The organism is Psychrobacter sp. AOP7-C1-14 (assembly GCF_052376135.1).
Lineage (GTDB): Bacteria > Pseudomonadota > Gammaproteobacteria > Pseudomonadales > Moraxellaceae > Psychrobacter.
In genome coordinates this window covers 24,691-44,567 of record NZ_JBQSVH010000023.1, presented here as the reverse complement: position 1 = coordinate 44,567, position 19,877 = coordinate 24,691, and the positions used below count along the sequence as shown (strand labels likewise).

Annotated in this window: 15 protein-coding genes and 1 pseudogene; 11 read left to right on the top strand and 5 right to left on the bottom strand. The window is 42.1% G+C overall.

Annotated features, from left to right (window positions below; genetic code table 11):
• Both ACT3QN_RS12350 and ACT3QN_RS12345 read left to right on the top strand, forming a co-directional pair.
• On the top strand, positions 1–3,240 hold a 3,240-nt coding region (locus ACT3QN_RS12350; RefSeq protein WP_444523849.1), incomplete at its 5' end, for a YadA-like family protein.
• Between the two features lie 87 nt (positions 3,241–3,327).
• Entirely contained in the window at positions 3,328–3,786 is a 459-nt protein-coding gene (locus ACT3QN_RS12345; protein ID WP_444523850.1) for an outer membrane protein assembly factor BamE, read from the top strand.
• A gap of 248 nt (positions 3,787–4,034) precedes the next feature.
• Here ACT3QN_RS12345 and truC read toward each other — a convergent pair whose 3' ends face one another.
• From truC to ACT3QN_RS12330, 3 genes are all read right to left on the bottom strand, one after another.
• A complete protein-coding gene (gene truC, locus ACT3QN_RS12340; protein ID WP_444520559.1) occupies positions 4,035–4,808 on the bottom strand; it encodes a tRNA pseudouridine(65) synthase TruC in 774 nt (257 codons plus the stop codon).
• 583 nt (positions 4,809–5,391) lie between these two features.
• The gene (locus tag ACT3QN_RS12335) at positions 5,392–5,670 is read right to left on the bottom strand and encodes a peptidylprolyl isomerase (RefSeq protein WP_102078430.1); all 279 of its coding nucleotides are present in this window, start codon (positions 5,668–5,670) and stop codon (positions 5,392–5,394) included.
• A gap of 161 nt (positions 5,671–5,831) precedes the next feature.
• Positions 5,832–6,467: a TetR family transcriptional regulator C-terminal domain-containing protein gene (locus ACT3QN_RS12330; RefSeq protein ID WP_444523851.1), complete on the bottom strand. Its 636-nt coding sequence runs from the start codon at positions 6,465–6,467 to the stop codon at positions 5,832–5,834.
• Between the two features lie 480 nt (positions 6,468–6,947).
• On the opposite strand from ACT3QN_RS12330, the gene rutA reads away from it, so the two are divergent.
• From rutA to ACT3QN_RS12285, 9 genes and pseudogenes are all read left to right on the top strand, one after another.
• Positions 6,948–8,051 carry a pyrimidine utilization protein A gene (gene rutA, locus ACT3QN_RS12325; RefSeq protein ID WP_444523852.1) on the top strand — a complete coding sequence of 368 codons (1,104 nt, stop codon included), beginning with the start codon at positions 6,948–6,950 and terminating at the stop codon, positions 8,049–8,051.
• A gap of 14 nt (positions 8,052–8,065) precedes the next feature.
• A complete protein-coding gene (gene rutB / locus ACT3QN_RS12320) occupies positions 8,066–8,785 on the top strand; it encodes a pyrimidine utilization protein B (RefSeq protein WP_444523853.1) in 720 nt (239 codons plus the stop codon).
• A gap of 73 nt (positions 8,786–8,858) precedes the next feature.
• On the top strand, positions 8,859–9,242 hold the full coding sequence (gene rutC / locus ACT3QN_RS12315) for a pyrimidine utilization protein C (RefSeq protein ID WP_444523854.1): 384 nt from the start codon (positions 8,859–8,861) through the stop codon (positions 9,240–9,242).
• 119 nt (positions 9,243–9,361) lie between these two features.
• Positions 9,362–9,943 carry an NADH-dependent FMN reductase RutF gene (rutF, locus tag ACT3QN_RS12310; protein WP_444523855.1) on the top strand — a complete coding sequence of 194 codons (582 nt, stop codon included), beginning with the start codon at positions 9,362–9,364 and terminating at the stop codon, positions 9,941–9,943.
• A gap of 32 nt (positions 9,944–9,975) precedes the next feature.
• On the top strand, positions 9,976–11,334 hold the full coding sequence (locus ACT3QN_RS12305; RefSeq protein WP_444523856.1) for a solute carrier family 23 protein: 1,359 nt from the start codon (positions 9,976–9,978) through the stop codon (positions 11,332–11,334).
• Between the two features lie 40 nt (positions 11,335–11,374).
• Entirely contained in the window at positions 11,375–12,874 is a 1,500-nt protein-coding gene (locus tag ACT3QN_RS12300; RefSeq protein WP_444523857.1) for a CoA-acylating methylmalonate-semialdehyde dehydrogenase, read from the top strand.
• A 178-nt stretch (positions 12,875–13,052) separates the two neighbouring features.
• Positions 13,053–13,727 (top strand): annotated as a pseudogene (gene ribB / locus ACT3QN_RS12295) (3,4-dihydroxy-2-butanone-4-phosphate synthase); the annotation flags it as partial.
• A 105-nt stretch (positions 13,728–13,832) separates the two neighbouring features.
• Positions 13,833–14,609: a pyrimidine utilization protein D gene (rutD, locus tag ACT3QN_RS12290; protein ID WP_444523858.1), complete on the top strand. Its 777-nt coding sequence runs from the start codon at positions 13,833–13,835 to the stop codon at positions 14,607–14,609.
• An 18-nt stretch (positions 14,610–14,627) separates the two neighbouring features.
• Entirely contained in the window at positions 14,628–15,224 is a 597-nt protein-coding gene (locus ACT3QN_RS12285; protein WP_444523859.1) for a malonic semialdehyde reductase, read from the top strand.
• Positions 15,225–15,791: 567 nt separating this feature from the next.
• Here ACT3QN_RS12285 and ACT3QN_RS12280 read toward each other — a convergent pair.
• Together ACT3QN_RS12280 and ACT3QN_RS12275 are read right to left on the bottom strand one after the other, a co-directional pair.
• The gene (locus tag ACT3QN_RS12280; RefSeq protein WP_444529258.1) at positions 15,792–17,210 is read right to left on the bottom strand and encodes a hypothetical protein; all 1,419 of its coding nucleotides are present in this window, start codon (positions 17,208–17,210) and stop codon (positions 15,792–15,794) included.
• 66 nt (positions 17,211–17,276) lie between these two features.
• Positions 17,277–19,628: a TonB-dependent receptor gene (locus tag ACT3QN_RS12275; protein ID WP_444523861.1), complete on the bottom strand. Its 2,352-nt coding sequence runs from the start codon at positions 19,626–19,628 to the stop codon at positions 17,277–17,279.
• Positions 19,629–19,877: the final 249 nt, after the last annotated feature.

The window sequence follows — 19,877 nt, the reverse complement described above, 5'->3', positions numbered from 1 at the left end:
CTCACGGACACCAACGGTGTCAGCATCACTGATGGTACAGTTGGTGGCGCCGCTACCACCATGACCGCAGCAGGCACCAGTGTCACTGACGGCACTAACACCAGTGAGTATGGTGCTAACGGTTTCACTGCAACTGACGGCACTACTAGTACTGTCTTTAACCAAGCAGGCGTTACCTTTTTAGACGACACCGACACACAAGTTGGTCCTAGTATCACAGCAACAGGTATCGATGCGGGTACCACTATCATTACAAACGTTGCTGATGGCAGTTTGGCTGACGGATCAACCGACGCCATCAACGGTAGTCAGTTGAACACAGCAGCGGACTCTATAGCGGCTAACCTAGGTGGTAACTCAGCCTTTGACTCTGCTACAGGAGAAGTAACCGCCCCGACTTACACTTTAGATGATGGCGATAATGCAGGCACTACTGCGAACTTCAACAATGTTGGTGATGCACTGGGTAACCTAGATGGTCGTACCACTACCAACACAACTGCTATCAATAAAGGTATCAAATTCAATGTTGACGGTGGCGAGCGAACCTATGCATTGGGTGAAACAATTGGCTTGACCACAGACAGTAACCTCATTACCTCACCAACAACCGATGGTATTAACGTTGCTGTCAATCCTGACCTTTTACTTGATAGTGTTACTACTGGTAACACCCTCACGGACACCAACGGTGTTAGCATCACTGATGGTACAGTTGGTGGCGCTGCTACCACCATGACCGCAGCAGGCACCAGTGTCACTGACGGCACTAATACCAGTGAGTACGGCGCAGAAGGACTAGTTGCCACGGATGCTGCTGGTAACAGTACTATTGTGAACCAAGCAGGCGTTAGTTTCACTGACATGAATGGTGCAACAGGACCAAGCATCACAGCTACAGGTATTGATGCAGGTATGACTCAAATTACCGGTGTTGCAAGTGCTGGTGATATCACCAATATTGCCAATGCTAATAATGCTGCCAACGCAGGAGACGTGAATGCTGCTATCACTGGTGTCACAGAGTTAGGCTTAACGTTTGCTGGTGATAGCGGTAACGACGTACAGCGTAGTCTTGGTCAAACTTTGAACATTACAGGTGGTGCAACTGGCAATCTAACTACAGGTAATATTGGCGTAGTTGCTAATGGTGCAGACGGCCTAAGCGTACAACTTGCTGAAGCTATTGATCTTGGCGCTGATGGTAGCGTTAGAGTAGGAAATACTAACGTAAACAATGCGGGAATAACTATCTTGAATGGTCCAGTCGACACCGTTACTCTTGGTAGAGCAGGGCTTAACAATGGTGGTAATAGAATCACGAATGTAGCTGATGGTGTTGTATCAAACGATGCGGCGACCTTTGGGCAAGTTGAAGCGGTTGATGACAAGGTAGATATGTTAGGTGATAACACCGCAACTAACCTAGGTGGTGGCGCTGTTTACAACGCAGCTGATGGTAGTGTTAGTGCCCCGACTTACACCTTAGATGATGGCAACAACGCAAGCACTACTGCGAACTTCAACAATGTTGGTGATGCATTAGGTAACCTAGATGGTCGTACCACTACCAATACAAGCAACATTGCAACGATTCAAGCGCAAGCTAACCAAGGCTTCAACATCAGTGCAGCAGGTGGTGCTGATGACAACGTTCAATTGGGTCAGACGGTTGACTTCACTAATACTGATGGCAACCTTGTCGTAACCAACGATGCTGACAACGGTATCAACTACGACCTTGCTGAAAATATTGATCTAGGAGCTACTGGTAGCGTTACCACAGGTGACACAGTGGTCAACAACGCAGGGGTTGCTGTTGATGACGGCGCAGGAAACGCAACGACCATCACCACAGGTGGTACTAATGTTGTAGACTCAGCTGGCAACAGCGCTGACTACACCGCTATCGGCTCAACGTTAGCTGACGGTAACGGCAATACCAACGTGAGTACTGCTACTGGCAATACTATCGATGATGGCAATGGCAACGTTACCAGCATCACAGGTGCAGGCACTAGCGTCACTGATGGCACTAACACCAGTAACTATGGCGCTAACGGTTTTACGGCAACTGACGGCACTACCAGTACCGTCTTTAACCAAGCAGGCGTTACCTTTTTAGGTGCCGGCGGCGCTCCAGTCGGACCAAGTGTTACTGCAGCTGGTTTTAATGCTGGTGGAACTGTCATTACCAATGTGGCTGATGGTGTAGCAGCAACAGATGCTGCAACCAAAGGTCAAGTAGATGCCGTATCTGATGGCTTGGCAGATTTAACAGCAGGTGCCGTTCAATACGATACTAATCCAGATGGTACTGTCAACAAAGACAGCATTACATTGGGTGGTGACGCGGGTACTACTATAACCAACGTCAGCGGCGGTGCTATCAATGCAGATAGTACGGATGCCATTAACGGTAGCCAGCTATATGACCTAGGGAACGATGTTGCTGGAATTATTGGTGGAAATGCAGCAATCGATGCTGACGGTAACCTGACAGCCAGTGATATCGGCGGTACAGGAACAGATAACATTAATGATGCTATTGCTACTGTAAACAACGCTAATGCACAGGCCAATGAGGATATTCAGTCCAATACTGATAGACTAGATACAGGCCTAAGCTTCGGTGCTGACAATGGTGATAATGTCAACAAGTCGGTAGGTGATAGCACCGCACTTCAGTTTGAAGGTAGTGATAACATCACGACCACAACGACTGAAAGTGGTATTCAGTTTGATTTGAGTGGCAACATTAGTGTAGACAGTGTTACGGCAGATACGGTCACGACTGGCAATACCACAGTCAATACAAATGGCGTAACGATAGCTAACGGTCCAAGCATGACAACTGAAGGCATTAACGCAGGTGGTAAGACTATCACAGGTGTTGCTGATGGTCTAAATCCCACTGATGCTGTTAACTTTGGGCAGTTGAGTGCTCTAGATGGCAAGTTAAGCAACAGTGTTAATGAGTTAGGCTACAAAATCAACGAAGTAGAAGACGATGCTAACGCTGGTATCTCTGCTGCCATGGCAATGTCTTCACTGCCCCAAGCTTACATTCCTGGTAAGTCAATGGTTGGTGGCGGTGTCGCAACCTACAATGGTGAAAGTGCAGTTGCCATTGGTGTATCTAAAGTCTCGGACAATGGACGTTGGGTAATGAAGATCAATGGTACAGCAGATACCCAAGGGAATGCAGGCGGCGCCATTGGTGCAGGCTTCCATTTCTAATATAGCCACATCTCTAAACTGTTTGACAGCGTTTGCTTGTATACAAGCGCTGTCAAATTACTCATAAAATATATTAAGGGATAAATAATGAAAAAATCTTTTTATCGTTACGGCTTGTTGGCTACGTCTGCTTTACTATTCACAGTCACTGGTTGTGCTCAGAAAAATATTATGCCATCTTGGCATTTAACACCCGGCGCTCAGCATGGATCTGTTGATGCTAATGATTTAGTATTTCCAAATCCAGAAAAAGCATGGCAAAAAGGAGGTACTATCGTTACTCCTGATGAGATTGCCAAGATCCAAGTGGATACCACAAAAGATCAAATTTACAAAGTAATTGGTACGCCTCATTTTAGTGAAGGGTTTAACGCTCGTGAGTGGGATTATATTCTTAAGTTTTATGATGCCAATAACAATGTAGAGACGTGTCAGTATAAAATTATCTTTGATGATAGTTATGAAGGTAGACTGCGCGATGATGAGTTTTTCGCCACTGAGTTTTATTGGCAGCCAGCGTCTTGTGCTAAATATTCACAGTTCTAGTATCAGCTTTAATTAATAGTCATAAAAAAGAGCAAGACACTTGATGTCTTGCTCTTTTTTATTGTGTGCCATAATTTTTGTAGTCAAAGCATTGAGTCTAATAAATATTGTACTGCCAGCACTGAAACACATTCTAATTGGTCAATTCAATCATTAATTACATTTAGATATACACTGATTCAGTCTAAAATCCTATACGTCTAGATATAATTTGACTACCGCTAAAGCTTCAAAGTCCCACTAGGAGCTTAAACCTCAACCCTATCTACCCAAGAGAACGCTTCTAGGATACGCTTCCATTGATCGTCTAATCCTGCTGTTAATACTAAAGGCTCACCAGTGACCGGGTGACTGAGTGTCAAAGTCTGAGCATGCAGCAGCATACGCGTGCAATCGTATTGAGTACGAAAAAATCGTGTGTGACGTATATCACCGTGACTGGTATCACCCACGATATGATGGAATACATGTCTCATATGTCGACGCAGCTGGTGTTTGCGCCCAGTTTCAGGTGTTAAGCGAACCAAACTATAGCGGCTAGTGGCATGCTTCTTTGATACTGCAAATGGCAGCTCAATTTGTGCCAGGCTTTGCCAGTGAGTGACCGCTTCTTGAGCAGGTTTATCTAAGTTAGCAAATTTATCGGCAATGGCATCAGGCTTAAAGCTCAAAGCATAATCAATAGTACCTTGCTCAGACATAAATCCGCGCACTACTGCTAAATATTGCTTGGTCACTCTACGCTCAGTAAACGCTTCGGTAAGGCTGCGTGCAACGGCTGAGCTCTTGGCAAATAACAACACGCCTGATGTAGGCTTGTCTAACCTATGTACGGGAAACACATGACAGCCTACTGCATCACGGGTAAGCTGCATGGCAAAGCGTGTTTCACCTTTATCCAGCCAACTGCGATGCACCAACAGCCCAGCTTCTTTATTGATCGCCACTATATACTCATCTTCATAGATGATTTCTATTTGATCAGTGGTATTGCCTTCTATATCCATGCTTTCAGTGCTCATATTTTAGATACGTCAATTATATATCCTTTTTATCGTACCTGTAGTGGCATAATAAATTTAGATAGTGCTGCAGAGAAAATATGCGGTGTACAGATGAATGGTGATGAAATTGACTATATCAACCAAAAAATCTCTGTAAGAGCGTTTATATCTTTGCCATTAGTAGAAGCATCGATGTAGATAGCAAGGCGTGAAATAACCAGATGATCGCATCTTAATCATTGAGGTACTAATGATTGCTTAATGCTTTTTTACGCTTAATAGCGCAGCGAGATTGAATGTAGAGGAAAGAGTTGAGTACAGTGTTTTAGTTTCAGAATGGGAGAGATAGTTTGAAGGTAATGTCTTTCAGCAAGACTAGTGGTTTCGCTTTTATGAGAACGATGCCGCTAATAACCAAGTGCTACCCAAACAGTTAACATCAACGCATAGAAAGCTGCTTGAGTAAAATAAAACAAGAATAATTTGATGTAAGGGTTAGGTGAGCTAAAGTAAAACCCTGATTGTCATGAGGTTAATCATGTGTGGATCAGGACGATACTTGAGATATACCTCAGTTGGCTTACAATCAGAGGGCCGACTCTTAAGTTCTATAAAGTACTTTTACGACATGCCAGCCAAATTTGGTTTTTACTAAATGCGGGGTAAATAGTTCGCCGGTAAAGCAAACTTTATCAAAAGGCCCTACCATATCGCCTTTTCCAAACTCTCCTAAGCTGCCACCTTTTTTGCCTGATGGACAGGTTGAGTATCGTTTGGCCAGTACATCAAACTTAGCACCTTTTTTAAGCTTGGCAATAATGTCCTCAGCTTGTTCTTTATGTTTTACCAAAATGTGTAATGCGCTAGCGGTACGAGCCATAATGTAACCCTTTCATAGAATATTGATTATCCGGGCATTATATCACTACTTACCTTGACTGCTCACTTAACTTGTAGGCACTGCTTTCTTATAGGTCCTTTATATAATCGCTACTATTGCGGTTTCGGTCGTAGCCGTGCTCATTCAATTTCAATATCAAATCATATAACCAGACTGTCTACAAGCAGTTGAATACTGGTATTTAATGCATCATTAGCAAACTTTTTATTTCTCAAACTATGGTTAGAAACGGCTTCAGTTTGTGTAGAAAAATCAGAATAGTGCTGAGTGACTGCCCAAATATGGAAAATTAAATGGATAGCAGAAACAGGTTTAATCTTATTCTCTGCGATCCACCCATCAATCACTGCTACTTTCTCTTTAACTAAAGACTTCAACGGTCCTTTTAATATAGGCATCAAGTGAGGTGCGCCTTGCATAATCTCTAACGCATATAACCTTGAGGCAGCAGGCGATTTTTTTGAAATTTTATACTTTTCTTCAATATAGGTTTTAAGAGCATTTCTTGGATCTTGATTGATATTCATCCTGTCTAAAGGTGACAACCAATTGCTAAGCACCCTTTCTAAAACAGCAACATAAAGAACCTCTTTACTTTTGAAGTAGTAAAATATATTGGATTTGGATATATGAGCTTCTTCAGCAATTTCTTCCATTCGAGCCCCGTTTAGGCCTTTTTGGGAAAATACGATCAATGCAGCATTGATGATATGTTCTTTCTTCTTCAATACTTTGGCACTCACTTCTGTCTCTTCTCTTAGCGCGTATTCTCTCACTGTAGGGTTCCTCATCACAAAGTTCTATAAATCTAACTTTAAATGATAGTTGATTCAATTTAAAAAAAGGTCAAAACAACCAAGTATCAACTTCATTGAATGACCAAAGTAAGTGCATCAATAGCGGTTAATGCCGTATGGGTTTATAAGTTCATTGGGTATATAACTGACCGTCAACTAGTAGCATATTTGTTACTTATTCAGCCCAAAAACTATTCAAATAATCATTAAAAATGACTTTTAGGCTTTTGTGCACTTTTGCACTATTTTATAACATTTCGCACCATTTTATAACACCTCGCACTATTTTCCTGCATTTTTTTGGACCATATGGTTTAAAAAATTACAACTATAAAAACGATAAGTATTTGATAATTAACATTAAAAAAATATGGCATAGGTTTTGCTTTATAAAAAACGTAAAAGATTTTTATTTCTTTTATAGCTTTTTCTTTTCTCGTCAAACTTACAGGTGAAATTATGGAAATAGGTATTTTTTGTCCGATTGGTAACAATGGCTGGTTAATTTCAAAAAATGCGCCGCAATACAAGCCAACATTTGAGCTTAATAAGCAAATTGTACAAAGTGCTGAACACTATGGTTTTGACTTTGCGCTTTCGATGATTAAGCTACGCGGTTTTGGCGGAGAGACAGAATTTTGGGATTATAACCTCGAAAGCTTTACCTTGATGGCGGGGTTAGCTGCAGTCACCTCCAAGATAAAAATCTATGCCACATCGGCGACCTTAGTCATGCCACCTGCAATTGTCGCAAGAATGGCGTCGACGCTTGATAGCATCTCAAACGGCCGGTTTGGATTGAATGTAGTAACCGGTTGGCAGCAAGCAGAATATGGACAGATGGGGATGTGGCCGGGTGACGATTATTTTGGTAAACGCTATGACTACCTATCTGAATATGTACAAATCTTAAGAGACCTTTGGGCGACAGGACAATCTGATTTGAAAGGCGAGTTCTTCCAGATGGATGACTGCCAAGTGAAGCCTATTCCAAAAGGGGACATGAAAATTATCTGTGCAGGTCAGTCAGATACAGGTTTAGCGTTTTCTGCAAAATATGCTGATTACAACTTTGTCTTTGGTAAAGGTCTAAACACGCCAACTGCCTATGCGGGTATTAATGATCGGTTAAAAGTACAAACAGATAAGACGGGCCGCAATGTTCCGACTTATGTTCTCTTTATGATTATTGCAGATGAGACCGATGAAAAAGCCCAAGCAAAATGGCTCTCATACAATGAAGGTGCAGATTTTGAAGCCATTGACTGGTTACAGTCACAAGGCGGTAAAGACAAAACATCGGGTAAAGATACCAATATTCGCCATATGGCTTCAAGTGTGTCACCAGTTAATATCAATATGGGTACGCTGGTTGGCTCTTTTGAAAATGTGGCCAGCATGTTAGATGAAATTGCCGAAGTAGAAGGCACTGACGGTGTGCTACTTACTTTTGACGATTTTGTACAAGGCGTTGAAGATTTTGGTAATCATATTCAACCCCTTATGACGAGTCGTATCAACGTCGATACTCCAGTAGCCAGCCAAGCTGTCAGCCCAGCCTAATCAAAGGAGCGAATATGAACTCGGTTAACACAATTCGTGCAGATTTTACCAAAGAATCCTCTCCTGTTTTGGAATCAGTACCTGAGTCTATTAAATTAGATCCATCGCAGACGGCACTGATCGTAGTGGACATGCAGAATGCTTATGCCAGTCAAGGTGGTTATCTAGATTTGGCTGGGTTTGATGTCACCAAAACCAAACCTGTCATAGATAAGATAAAGCAAGCCGTGGATATTGCCCATCAAGCTGGCATACAGGTCATCTATTTTAGAAATGGTTGGGACAATAAATATGTAGAGGCTGGTGGTAGTGGATCGCCTAATTACCACAAATCAAATGCTTTAAAAACCATGCGCAAAAACCCCGAAATTGACGGGACATTATTGGCAAAAGGTGGTTGGGATTACGAGTTAGTCGATGAGCTTAGCCCTGCACCTCAAGACATCGTCATAGACAAGCCTCGATATAGCGGCTTTGCTAACACCAACTTTGATAGTGTACTGCGATCACGTGGCATACGTAACTTATTACTCACTGGTATCGCGACCAACGTTTGCGTTGAATCTACGCTTCGAGATGGATTTTTTCTTGAGTATTTTGGGGTTTTATTAGATGACGCTTGTTATCAGGCAGGACCGCCAGAGTCTCATGAGGCCACACTCTACAACGTAAAAAACTTTTTTGGTTGGGTTTCTGATGTTGCGAGTATGCAGCAGTGTTTTTCAGATAGCTAATGTTTTAAACAATCAGCTAAGCAATCAAAACCAAACGCTTAATATTTAATTTAACCAGTATAGGAATACAGATATGTCTAAACAAGTCGTTATACCTGAAGGTACCAGCAAACCATTAGCGCCTTATGTACCCGCTACCAAGGCCGACAATATTGTTTATGTCTCTGGCACGTTGCCTTTTGATGAGAACAATGACGTCGTACATGTGGGTGATGCAGCCGCCCAAACCCGCCATGTTTTAACGACGATCAAAAACGTTATTCAAACCGCTGGCGGAGACATGGATGATGTGACGTTTAATTCAATTTTTTTAAAAGACTGGTCAGATTATGACGCTGTCAATCAAGTCTATGCAGAATTTTTCCCCAATGAAAAGCCAGCCAGATTTTGTATTCAATGTGGGTTAGTCAAACCAGAAGCCCTAGTCGAAATCGCGTCGGTAGCACACATTGGATAAGAAGTCTTATTTAAAAATAACTGCAGTTAGTGAATTCAAGGTTACCTAAGATTTAACCGTAGTAGGGCGCTTTAGTTGACTACATATGTGGTGGGATATTGTTTAAAAGGAAATGACAGATGAATACAGCAATGAAAGAAAGCCAAGTAACGCAATCCTCATTAATGAAACATAAATCTAAAGCATCATTAACCTCTACGGCAGATCACTTAACCGACATGCAGCAAACTTTTAGAGACGCTATGAGCAAGTTGGCTGCTGCAGTCAACATCATTACCACTGAGGGTCCAGCAGGGCGGGCAGGATTTACAGCCTCAGCGGTGTGTAGTGTCACTGATGAACCGCCAACCCTATTAGTATGTTTAAACAGAAGTGCTTCTGTATACAATTTTTTTAAAGAAAACATGGTGTTATGTGTTAACACCCTTGCTCTTGAACACCAAGATTTAAGCGGTGTGTTCGGCGGTAAAAAATCTCTAGAAGAAAGGTTTGATCAAGGCAATTGGTCGACCTTATCAACGGGGTCACCTGTATTAGAAGACGCCAGTATTTCTTTTGATTGCAAAATCAAACTCATTAACTCGGTAGGAACTCACGATATTCTTATTTGTGAAGTATTGGATATCAAACACAAGCCTGATTGTGAAAGTCTCATATATTTTAATAGAGGCTATCATCAATTGAGTAAGTGCAAAAAATAAGTATCACACTTTACTTTTTAAGGATATTTAAAATGGATAAATGGTTTGTGAAATGGCGTCCATACACTGGAGACCTAGAAACGACACCGGTAGGTATCAACGAATATCTGCCAATGGGTAAAAGTGTGGTTTTAGGTGCACAGCATTCATTCGCAATGTTTGGTGCAACTATCTTAGCCCCTTTACTGATGGGGTTTGATCCCAGCCTAACCATGCTCATTACAGGTATAGGCACAATACTTTTCTTTCTTATTACTGGTGGTCATGTCCCCAGTTATTTAGGCTCAAGCTTTGCATTTATCGGCGCGGTCGCAGCAGTAACAGGGTATAGCGGCACTGGTATCAATCCAAATATTGGCATTGCCCTTGGCGGCACGTTGGTTTGTGGGGTTTTATATGCACTGATGGGTCTGCTGGTGATGAAGACAGGTGCAGAGTGGATTGAGAACTTGATGCCCCCTGTTGTCACTGGGTCTATCGTCATGATTATCGGGTTGCACTTAGCGCCCGTCACGATACAAAGCGTCATCGGCAATAGCTTTGATTCTTGGATGGCGTTGGTCACTGTGTTGTGTATCTGTGCAGTCGCCGTATTTACCAGAGGTATGGTAAGACGCTTGTTGCTGTTAATTGGGTTAGTCGCTGCATATTTTGTTTACTTCCTCTTAACCAATGTCATGGGCATGGGCACGCCAATTGATTTTGCACCAGTTGCAAATGCCGCTTGGTTCGGTATGCCAACTCTATACTCTCCTGTATTTGAAACCAGTGCCATATTGGTTATTGCACCTGTCTTTATCATCCTAATCGCCGAAAACCTTGGACATTTTAAAGCAGTAGAGGCCATGACTGGCAAAAGTATCTCACCTTATATGGGCAGAGCCTTCTTCGCTGATGGTCTGTGTACCACGCTATCGGCCTCGGTAGGCGGTACTGGTATGACGACCTATGCAGAAAACATCGGCGTGATGGCCGCGACCAAAATTTACTCTACAGTCGTCTTTGTCATAGCAGGTGTTTTCGCCATTCTATTGGGTTTGTCTCCTAAATTTGGCACCTTGGTTAGCACCATTCCTGTGGCGATCTTGACGGGTGCTTCAGTCGTTGTCTTTGGTTTGATCACGATTGCTGGCGCACGTATTTGGATGAATGCAAACATCGATTTTAGTAAGAATGGCAATATGTTGGTCGCTGCCGTTCCAGTCATCCTAGGCACTGGTAACTACTCACTAAACATTGCGGGCTTTGATTTGGGTGGTATCGGTACAGCGACTTTTTTGGCCATTCTGATGAACCTCGTTTTTAATTTTAAAAACAAACAAAAAGAGATGAGCGTGACCACTGAGGAAGAGGTCGTTACACCAGAGCCGCTCATGAAACTCAATACATAAATTTAAACGCCTGTTTTACATCTATTTAAGGAAGCAAGTCATGAATACAGAACCACACAGCGTACAACAACTGATTAACGGCGAATTTACGGAATCAACGACTACCGAATGGATTGATATCACCAATCCTGCCACTCAAGAGGTAATCGCCAAAGTACCGCAATCAACCCCTGAAGAGATTGAGCAAGCCGTTAAGGTCGCATCTGAAGCATTTCAGAGCTGGCGTACCACACCTATCAGCAAAAGAGCTCGTGTCTTTTTGAAGTATCAAGAGTTGATACGTGAGCATATGGATGAGTTGGCGGCGCTATTGACCGAAGAGCAAGGCAAAACGCTGGCAGATGCTAGAGGTGATGTGTTTAGAGGACTTGAAGTTGTAGAACATGCATCAGGTATCGGCAACTTGCAACAAGGTGGATACATTGAAAACGTTGCCAGCAGCGTTGATATGTATACCGTTCAACAACCATTGGGCGTCTGTGCAGGTATTACTCCTTTTAACTTTCCTGCCATGATACCGCTATGGATGTTTCCAATGGCCATTGCCACAGGCAACACATTTATCTTAAAACCCTCTGAACAAAACCCAATCGTTACCATGAGATTGATCGAGTTGGCCCTTGAGGCAGGTATACCGAAAGGGGTGTTAAATGTCGTCCATGGTGGCAAAGATACAGTCGATGCGCTGTGCGATCACCCAGACATAAAAGCAATGTCTTTTGTTGGTTCAACCGCAGTGGGCAAGCATGTATATGACCGTGCAGGTCAGGCTGGCAAACGTGTGCAATGTATGATGGGCGCGAAAAACCATGCCGTCATCATGCCTGATGCGAATAGAGAGCAGTCTCTGAACCAGTTAGCCGGGGCAGCATTTGGTGCAGCAGGACAGCGCTGTATGGCACTGTCTGTCGTCGTGTTGGTTGGTGAATCTAAGCAATGGGTGGATGACATTGTAGAAAAATCAGCCCAGCTAGTGGTATCCGCTGGCAAGGACGACAAAGATTTGGGCCCATTAATATCTAAGCAAGCCAAAGCACGTGTAGAGCGCTTAATCCAAGCTGGTATTGATGAAGGCGCAACTCTCAGACTAGATGGTCGTGGTTGTCAGGTAGCAGGCTACGAAGACGGTAACTTTGTAGGTCCAACTATCTTAGACAATGTGACAGCAGATATGAGCTGTTATACCGAAGAGATTTTTGGTCCTGTCCTGTGCATTATGTATGCCGATACCCTTGAGGAAGCCATCGAAATTATCAATACCAATCCAAACGGAAACGGCACTGCCATCTTCACCCAGTCTGGCGCCCATGCGCACACGTTCCAGCAACATATAGACGTCGGACAAGTCGGTATTAATTTACCAATTCCAGTACCGCTGCCAATGTTTTCTTTTTCAGGGTCTAGAGCCAGTAAGCTCGGTGACTTAGGCCCTTATGGTAAGCAAGCGGTGCAGTTCTATACGCAGACTAAAACCGTGATATCACGCTGGTTTGATGAAGATGCCAGTGAAGGTGTGAATACCACTATTTCTATGAAGTAGGTATACGGCATATTGAAATCAGGAAATCATAATAGAGCATATTATTAATTAAGCTACGAGGCTAAGAAGAGCAGATATTTTTAGCCTGTAGGTGTCATTTTAGTAGTTAGTAATATGTTCTAAATAAAAAATATATAAAAATTAGTCGTTGTTTTTATAACAATACATGGTGAGTTTTATGAATCTTAATACAATACCGGAAATCATTGCAGATATTAAAGCGGGCAAAATGGTCATACTCATGGATGATGAGGATAGGGAAAATGAAGGTGATTTAGTGATGGCAGCTTCTTTAGCCAAACCTGAAGATATCAACTTCATGATTACACACGCCAGAGGTTTGGTTTGCTTAACGCTAACTTCCGAACGTTGCAAAAAATTGAACTTACCTTTGATGTGCAAAGACAACCAAGCACCTTATAGTACGAACTTTACCGTTTCGATTGATGCAGCAAAAGGCGTCAGTACTGGAATATCAACGGCAGACAGAGCTCAGACTATCAGAACCGCTGTGTCTCAAGACGTTACCTCTGAGGACGTAGTGACCCCAGGACATATTTTCCCGCTGATGGCGAAAGAGGGCGGTGTCTTAGAGCGGGCAGGTCATACTGAGGCTGGTTGCGACTTAGCCAGATTGGCTGGTTTAGAGCCTGCGGCGGCCATTGTCGAAATAATTAATAAAGATGGTGAGATGGCTCGTAGAAACGATTTAGTTAAATTTGCCGATACTCATAACTTAAAGATAGGTACTATCGATGAGCTGATTAAATATATTGAGTGTCAAGAGACCACTAAACACACCGCTAATAATTTTGAAGAAGCGCTAACGTATGATTACTATGACAGCGATGAGCGTACCGTTGAATTGATTTAGTAAATTGGACTTAATGTTAGAACGTTACAAACCATTAGATGCTTTTACCGCAATTTAAATTCTACTGAAATTGGGCAGGTACATATGTTAGTTAAAAAATATCCTTGTAAAAACGAGACTTCAAAAACAATTGTCTTTAGTTCAGGCTTAGGCGGGCATGCTGATTTTTGGTTGCCTCAAATTGAGTGTTTTACTGAGCATTATCATGTGATTTGCTATGAACAAGAGGGCGTATTACCTGACAGTGAGCTCTTACCCGATAACTATTCTATGCAAGATTTGGCAGATCAATTAATCAAAATCTTAAAAAAAGAAGGGCTGTCTAACTGTCATTTTGTCGGTCACGCACTTGGTGGTTTTATCGGTATTGAGGTCGCTCACAAAGCGCCAGAATTATTAGATAAGATCGTGGTTTTAAATGGTTGGGAAAGCTTAGATCCCCATACTACCAAGTGTTTTAGTATGCGAACCAGTTTGCTACAAGATACAGGGGTAGAGGCATTTGTACGCGCGCAAGCGATATTCTTGTATCCACCGATCTGGATCTCAGACAACATAGAAGCACTCACGCAAAAAGAAGACAAAGCCATTGCTAACTTTGCACCAGTTGAGAACGTCGCAACGAGATTAAAAGCTTTGCAGGCTTATCAGCCCTTGATAAATGCTCAAAATATTAAAAACAAAACGTTAGTGTTAAGCAACCTTGATGATGTTTTGGTGCCATGGCAACGCGGTCTGGCCTTGGCTGAAAATATGCAAAACGCCCAATTTGAGTTGATGGTAACGGGTGGACATGCCAGCACAATCTCAGAGACCTGCTCAGCCAATAGCAAAATCCTTCAGTTTTTATCTAAAGTTTAATATCAATTAGGAAGTGTTATGAATAATTCATCATCGTTATCTACCGAAGATTTTGATCAGCTATTTGGCAAGGCCAGATCCTTTAATGCTTGGCAACAAAAAGAGGTGCCAGATGCACTACTTGAAGAGATTTATCATTTAGTTAAAATGGCGCCTACCTCGGCTAACTGTTCACCTGCCAGATTTGTATTTCTTAAATCTGATGAAGCTAAAGCGCACTTAGAGCCTGCACTATCATCAGGGAACATTGAAAAAACCATGACAGCACCTGTCACAGTTATTGTCGCTTATGATAATGAGTTTTATGAAAAACTGCCTAAGCTATTTCCACATACTGATGCTAGGTCATGGTTTAACTCTAGCCCTGAACTGATAAAGGAAACAGCATTTAGAAACAGCTCTATGCAGGCAGCTTATCTCGTCTTAGCTTGTAGAGGGTTGGGCTTAGATACGGGTCCGATGTCGGGCTTCAATAATGAGTTAGTAGATAACACCTTTCTCAAAGATAGCAATTGGACCTCAAACCTACTGATTAATATAGGTTATGGCGAACTTGATAATTTATATCAACGTCTACCAAGATTAGATTTTGATGAGGCTTGTCAGATCTTGTAAGGACACAGTTGTTTATCTACTCAACTGTCTCATTATATGAATAGTAGAGTGAATTGATGACACATGCAGCGATAGCTGTCTTTGGCTGAATTATTAAGTAAACTCTGAGAACTTTTAATAGATATTTTTGCTTATAGAGCTTCAAAGCTAAATGTTTGTCAACACATCTGACATCTTACTAGATTCAAAAAACCCCAGTCATTTAGCTGGAGCTTTTTGAATCTAGTAGGCGTAATCAGAATTGAATGACTACGTTATGAGTTGTCATAGAATAAAGCTTTGGACGTCTTTGGGCATTATTGTTTAAATAATAATCAAGTAGAGTCTATTCTTACGCTATATTTAACAAAAACGGTATTAGAAATTTCGAAACGGTTTTGTAGTCGCTCAGATAGTAAATAGCTTAGATTGCTTAAATGACTTCGTCTTTTCGAAGAGTAAGAACTTCATAGCCATTAGAAGTAACAGCAGTTGTATGCTCCATCAGCTAAAAAAGACGCTTCTTAATTTAAGAAGCGTCTAGTTAAAGACTGCTTGTAAGGCTAAAGGCTATTTGAATATTTATGATTAATGGGTATGTTCATCATCATGTTCCGCTTTTATACCGAACCATGCTAACTGAGAAGGAGTGAAGTTTAGAGTTATTTTTGACTCGATTTCACCATCATCAGGATCAATTTCGATAATCTGTTTATTTGAGCTGTCTATCATATACACCACTTCAGTATTTGGATTGACAATAAACTCTGGTACGCCATCTTCTGCAAGACCATTTGGGAAAATATCCAATACAGCCGTTTGCTTATAGTCTTGTTCAGTATCCAGTATGTATAGCTTGCCAGTATCGTCAAGTAGCATGAGGTGTTCTCCATGTGCATCAAAATCATAGCTGACGACACGGCGACTGCTATCTGTTGTCCAGACAATAGGCGTTATATTTTTACTAATGGGATCAACATGGTAAGGCTGACCACAAGCAGTACCAATGACGTAGTCATGATGATGGTTGGTGATAAATGAGCCAATTCGAGCAGGACTACTTGCCCCATCACATTGCATATTGGTTAAGCTAATAGGATAGGTAATTTTTTCAGCACTGAATGTATCTTCAGTCTGCTTAACACTTAAAACACCATCGCTACAAGCAAAGACACTATAATCTGTGACACTGCCACTGCCATGTAGTCCCATGCACTTTGTATCGAAAGTCTGGCTTATATGATAGTGATCATCATGCTGTTTAAAGACAGAGAGTGTGTCGGCTAGTGAGCTACCAGTTGTCTGATAACGTTGTGAGGCAATTACATAGTCTCCTCTAGGTTCTGCTGTACCATGTATGTTGGTATTAAGCTTTTGATAAGGCAGTTTGCCATCAGCAATATCGGTATCTGTGACGAGTGCGAATCCAGCTTCTTGTACAGGGTTTTCTATGGGGTTACCTTCCGCACCTAGGCCATCAAAAAATAATCCTGCTTGCTCTCCAAAGGTTTGAAAATGTACTGGACGGGTATAGTTTAGCTGTAATGGAATTTTTGTGACATCACGAGCATACGGGTGATCATGATCGCCATGGTTTTCGATATCAAGCCCACTATGGTAAAAGTTGACTGTGTTATTGGTACGATCCATGACGACTGCGTAATTAGCATTTGGACTGGTTTTTATAGCATCGATCGGTCCTGTTAGGGGTAGGGTTTGAATCACTTTATTTTGAGCAAGGCTATAAACATAAGCCTGACTATCATCCTTTGCCGTCATGAATAAACGACCTTGATCTATTTCATCTGTGACGGCTGTTGAGCCATCATCGTCATGGTCGTCATGGTCGTCATGGTCGTCATGGTCGTCATGGTCGTGCTCATCATCTGTTTCTATGGCAGACGTTTTTCTATCATCTGATGAGCCGCATCCGCTGAGGGCTGATATAGCGATTAGAGAAGAGAAAGCGATTGCGATTGCACGGCTCAACGTAGTTATTTGATTCATAAAAGACTCCAGTCATGAGTTGTTTGGCTCATGATCACTGATGGTTAATTAAAAGAGAGTTAGCTACTAAAAATTGTATGTGATACCTGCGTTTAATGAGCGTTCTGGCATGGGTACTTGTTCAGCCAAATAAGACGCATGGTTATAGGCAAGCTCGTTGAAAATATTTTCGACTTGGAAAAAAGCGGTGTAATCATGAGCGCTTGAACTATGGTAGACAAGTTTGGCATCAACCATGTTGTAGCTTGGCGTATTGGTTTCAAAATCAGCAATGTTATCTTGCTCAAAACGATGGTATCCAGAGAGAATTAAATCAAACTGTCCAAATTGAGAGGTAATATCACCACCAATTCTGGGCGATACTAGTCTTGGCGCGTACTTTCGTGTAAGACTTGAATCATCTAGTGTTATAAGTGCGATATCGGCAAAGCCACCAATACTAATATTGTTATTAAGATAATAGCGTGATTGAATTTCACCACCATAATGCTTGGCGTCGCTTTGAACATAATCCACTAAGCGAAAACCTGCAGATTCTCCTTCAGTGACAACATCTTGGGTCTTAGCGTAAATATAATTTGCACTGTCGTTATAAAAGACAGAAATACTACTATCAAAACGATCGCCATCGTCGTAGCGCAGAGTAAGCTCTACGCCATCAGTGGATTCTTTTTCCAATTGCCCGTTGCCACGCTCCCAAGTGTTGGTTGCAAGATGAGCACCGTTAGAAAATAACTCTTGTGGAGAGGGCAGTCTTTCGGAGTGACTGATTCTGGCAGATAACTGCGTATTAGGCGTCAGATATTTGCCACCTTCTAAACTGACAGACGTTCCGGCATGTGTTTTTTCAATATCATTGTCATTATCCGTCAAGTTTTGAAAATCCTGTCGGCCACCAAACTCAATATACCAAGGGCTTTTGCCTTGTTTTCTTAAAATACTAGATGTATCGAGGGGCGTGTTGGTAGCCACCGCTGTCTCACCATGATTATGACCAGCATGTTCATCGCTTTTAGATAGCGGCTGACCTGCAAACTTATCAGAATTCTGTATTTTTGCGCCGAAATAATCTGGTGTGAGTCGTTTAATGAAGTATAGGCCGACTTGTGTGCGGTCGGTCTGCGGCAAATACCCTTCTAGCCCGATAGCAGAAAACCTACTGTTTGTGTAGTCTAGACCGACCACTCCTTTCATAAAGCCCAAATTACCTGTTTTATATGTGCTGTGTGTGGCTTGGGTTTTAGCGCTAATGGCTTTGTTCTCAAAAGTCGTGCCAACAGAGCCTTCATCTATTTCATCGTGACGATAGTCGGTATAGCTGATTTTAGTATTGATACGATCAACACCTATCATGGGCAATTTTTGCTCTGCATAGAGCTGATAGATGTTTGAAGTCATATCGACATAAGGTGCAGCACCATGTTCGTGGTCGTGGTCGTGGTCGTGGCCTGACTCACAGCTTAATTGGTTAGTTAACGTGCTATCAGGTGAGCATGAATTATGAACATGGAAGGGCAGTCCATATTCTGAGGATAGACGTTGATACGATGCTCCGATATAGCCCATATCGGTCACATAAGACAAACCAATACTGCCATTGTCTTGTGTGTACCAGCTGTTGGTAATCTCGTCAGTATCTAAGTGTGGTGCTAGGATATTGCCTTTATCTGTCTTTTGGTAATAGCCACTCCATAGCCAGTTTTCACCGATACTGCCATTGAGTCCTGCATATCCTAGATAACCGTCTGTGGCTTGTTGACCAGTCAATGCCACCTTTCCGCTGATACTTTTTTGCCCTTTCTCTTGAGGAATAGAGTCATTGACAATATTGACCACACCGCCTATAGCACCGCCGCCATACATCAAAGCTGATGTGCCTTTGATGACTTCAACTTGTTTGGCACCTAGTACAGGTACGGCCACTTGATGATCTGGTGAAATTTGTGAAGCATCTTGTACGTTTAAACCATTTTGCATGACTTGGACACGCGGCGCGCTTTGCCCTCTAATAATTGGACGACTTGCACCTTGTCCAAAACTATCAGCAGATACCCCAACCTCACCTGCTAACGCATCGCCAAGCGTGCTGTTTACCTGAGTAGTGAGCGCATCGCTAGTAACGATACTAGTCGCAGTTGCCATTTCGTTTGTCTGAGGCAATAAAGGGTTAGATGTGACAAATATCGTATCTAGAGTCACCGATGGGTCACGAACGTCAGAGGAGTCTGAGTAGGAGGATGAAGATATAATGGGGTCTATATTGACCGTCGTATCTTCTGCATTGACTGAAAAACTTGCTATACCTAAAGCTGTTGTGACTGAAAATACAGTCGTTGCGTGACGAAGCCTGAAATTGACTGAAGATACAGAGTTGTAATCAGGTTCTTTTAACTTGTTGACATAAAAAACTGGAGACATGAGATTACCAAATGAAAGTTATATGAAAATAAGTAGGAACATAAGCGATGTATATTGTTATGTTATACTATAACATAACAATATACAAAAATTATATTTCAGAAGGCTTCGTATGTTAGCTACGTCTACACGAGGTAACCTCAATACTGACTTTTTGTGTGAGTGATGAATGGACAGTCATGGAGTGAATGATCTGGTGCTGGGATACTGATGAGCATGTCGAGATTTAGAAAATGGATGTGTTAAAAA

Coding starts and splice junctions, on each gene's coding strand:
- rutD (WP_444523858.1), top strand. CDS start 13,833: ATGTTAGTTAAAAAATATCCTTGTAAAAACGAGACTTCAAAAACAATT.
- rutA (WP_444523852.1), top strand. CDS start 6,948: ATGGAAATAGGTATTTTTTGTCCGATTGGTAACAATGGCTGGTTAATT.
- ACT3QN_RS12280 (WP_444529258.1), bottom strand. CDS start 17,210: ATGAATCAAATAACTACGTTGAGCCGTGCAATCGCAATCGCTTTCTCT.
- ACT3QN_RS12275 (WP_444523861.1), bottom strand. CDS start 19,628: ATGTCTCCAGTTTTTTATGTCAACAAGTTAAAAGAACCTGATTACAAC.
- ACT3QN_RS12285 (WP_444523859.1), top strand. CDS start 14,628: ATGAATAATTCATCATCGTTATCTACCGAAGATTTTGATCAGCTATTT.
- rutF (WP_444523855.1), top strand. CDS start 9,362: ATGAATACAGCAATGAAAGAAAGCCAAGTAACGCAATCCTCATTAATG.
- ACT3QN_RS12300 (WP_444523857.1), top strand. CDS start 11,375: ATGAATACAGAACCACACAGCGTACAACAACTGATTAACGGCGAATTT.
- rutB (WP_444523853.1), top strand. CDS start 8,066: ATGAACTCGGTTAACACAATTCGTGCAGATTTTACCAAAGAATCCTCT.
- truC (WP_444520559.1), bottom strand. CDS start 4,808: ATGAGCACTGAAAGCATGGATATAGAAGGCAATACCACTGATCAAATA.
- ACT3QN_RS12345 (WP_444523850.1), top strand. CDS start 3,328: ATGAAAAAATCTTTTTATCGTTACGGCTTGTTGGCTACGTCTGCTTTA.
- ACT3QN_RS12305 (WP_444523856.1), top strand. CDS start 9,976: ATGGATAAATGGTTTGTGAAATGGCGTCCATACACTGGAGACCTAGAA.
- ACT3QN_RS12335 (WP_102078430.1), bottom strand. CDS start 5,670: ATGGCTCGTACCGCTAGCGCATTACACATTTTGGTAAAACATAAAGAA.
- rutC (WP_444523854.1), top strand. CDS start 8,859: ATGTCTAAACAAGTCGTTATACCTGAAGGTACCAGCAAACCATTAGCG.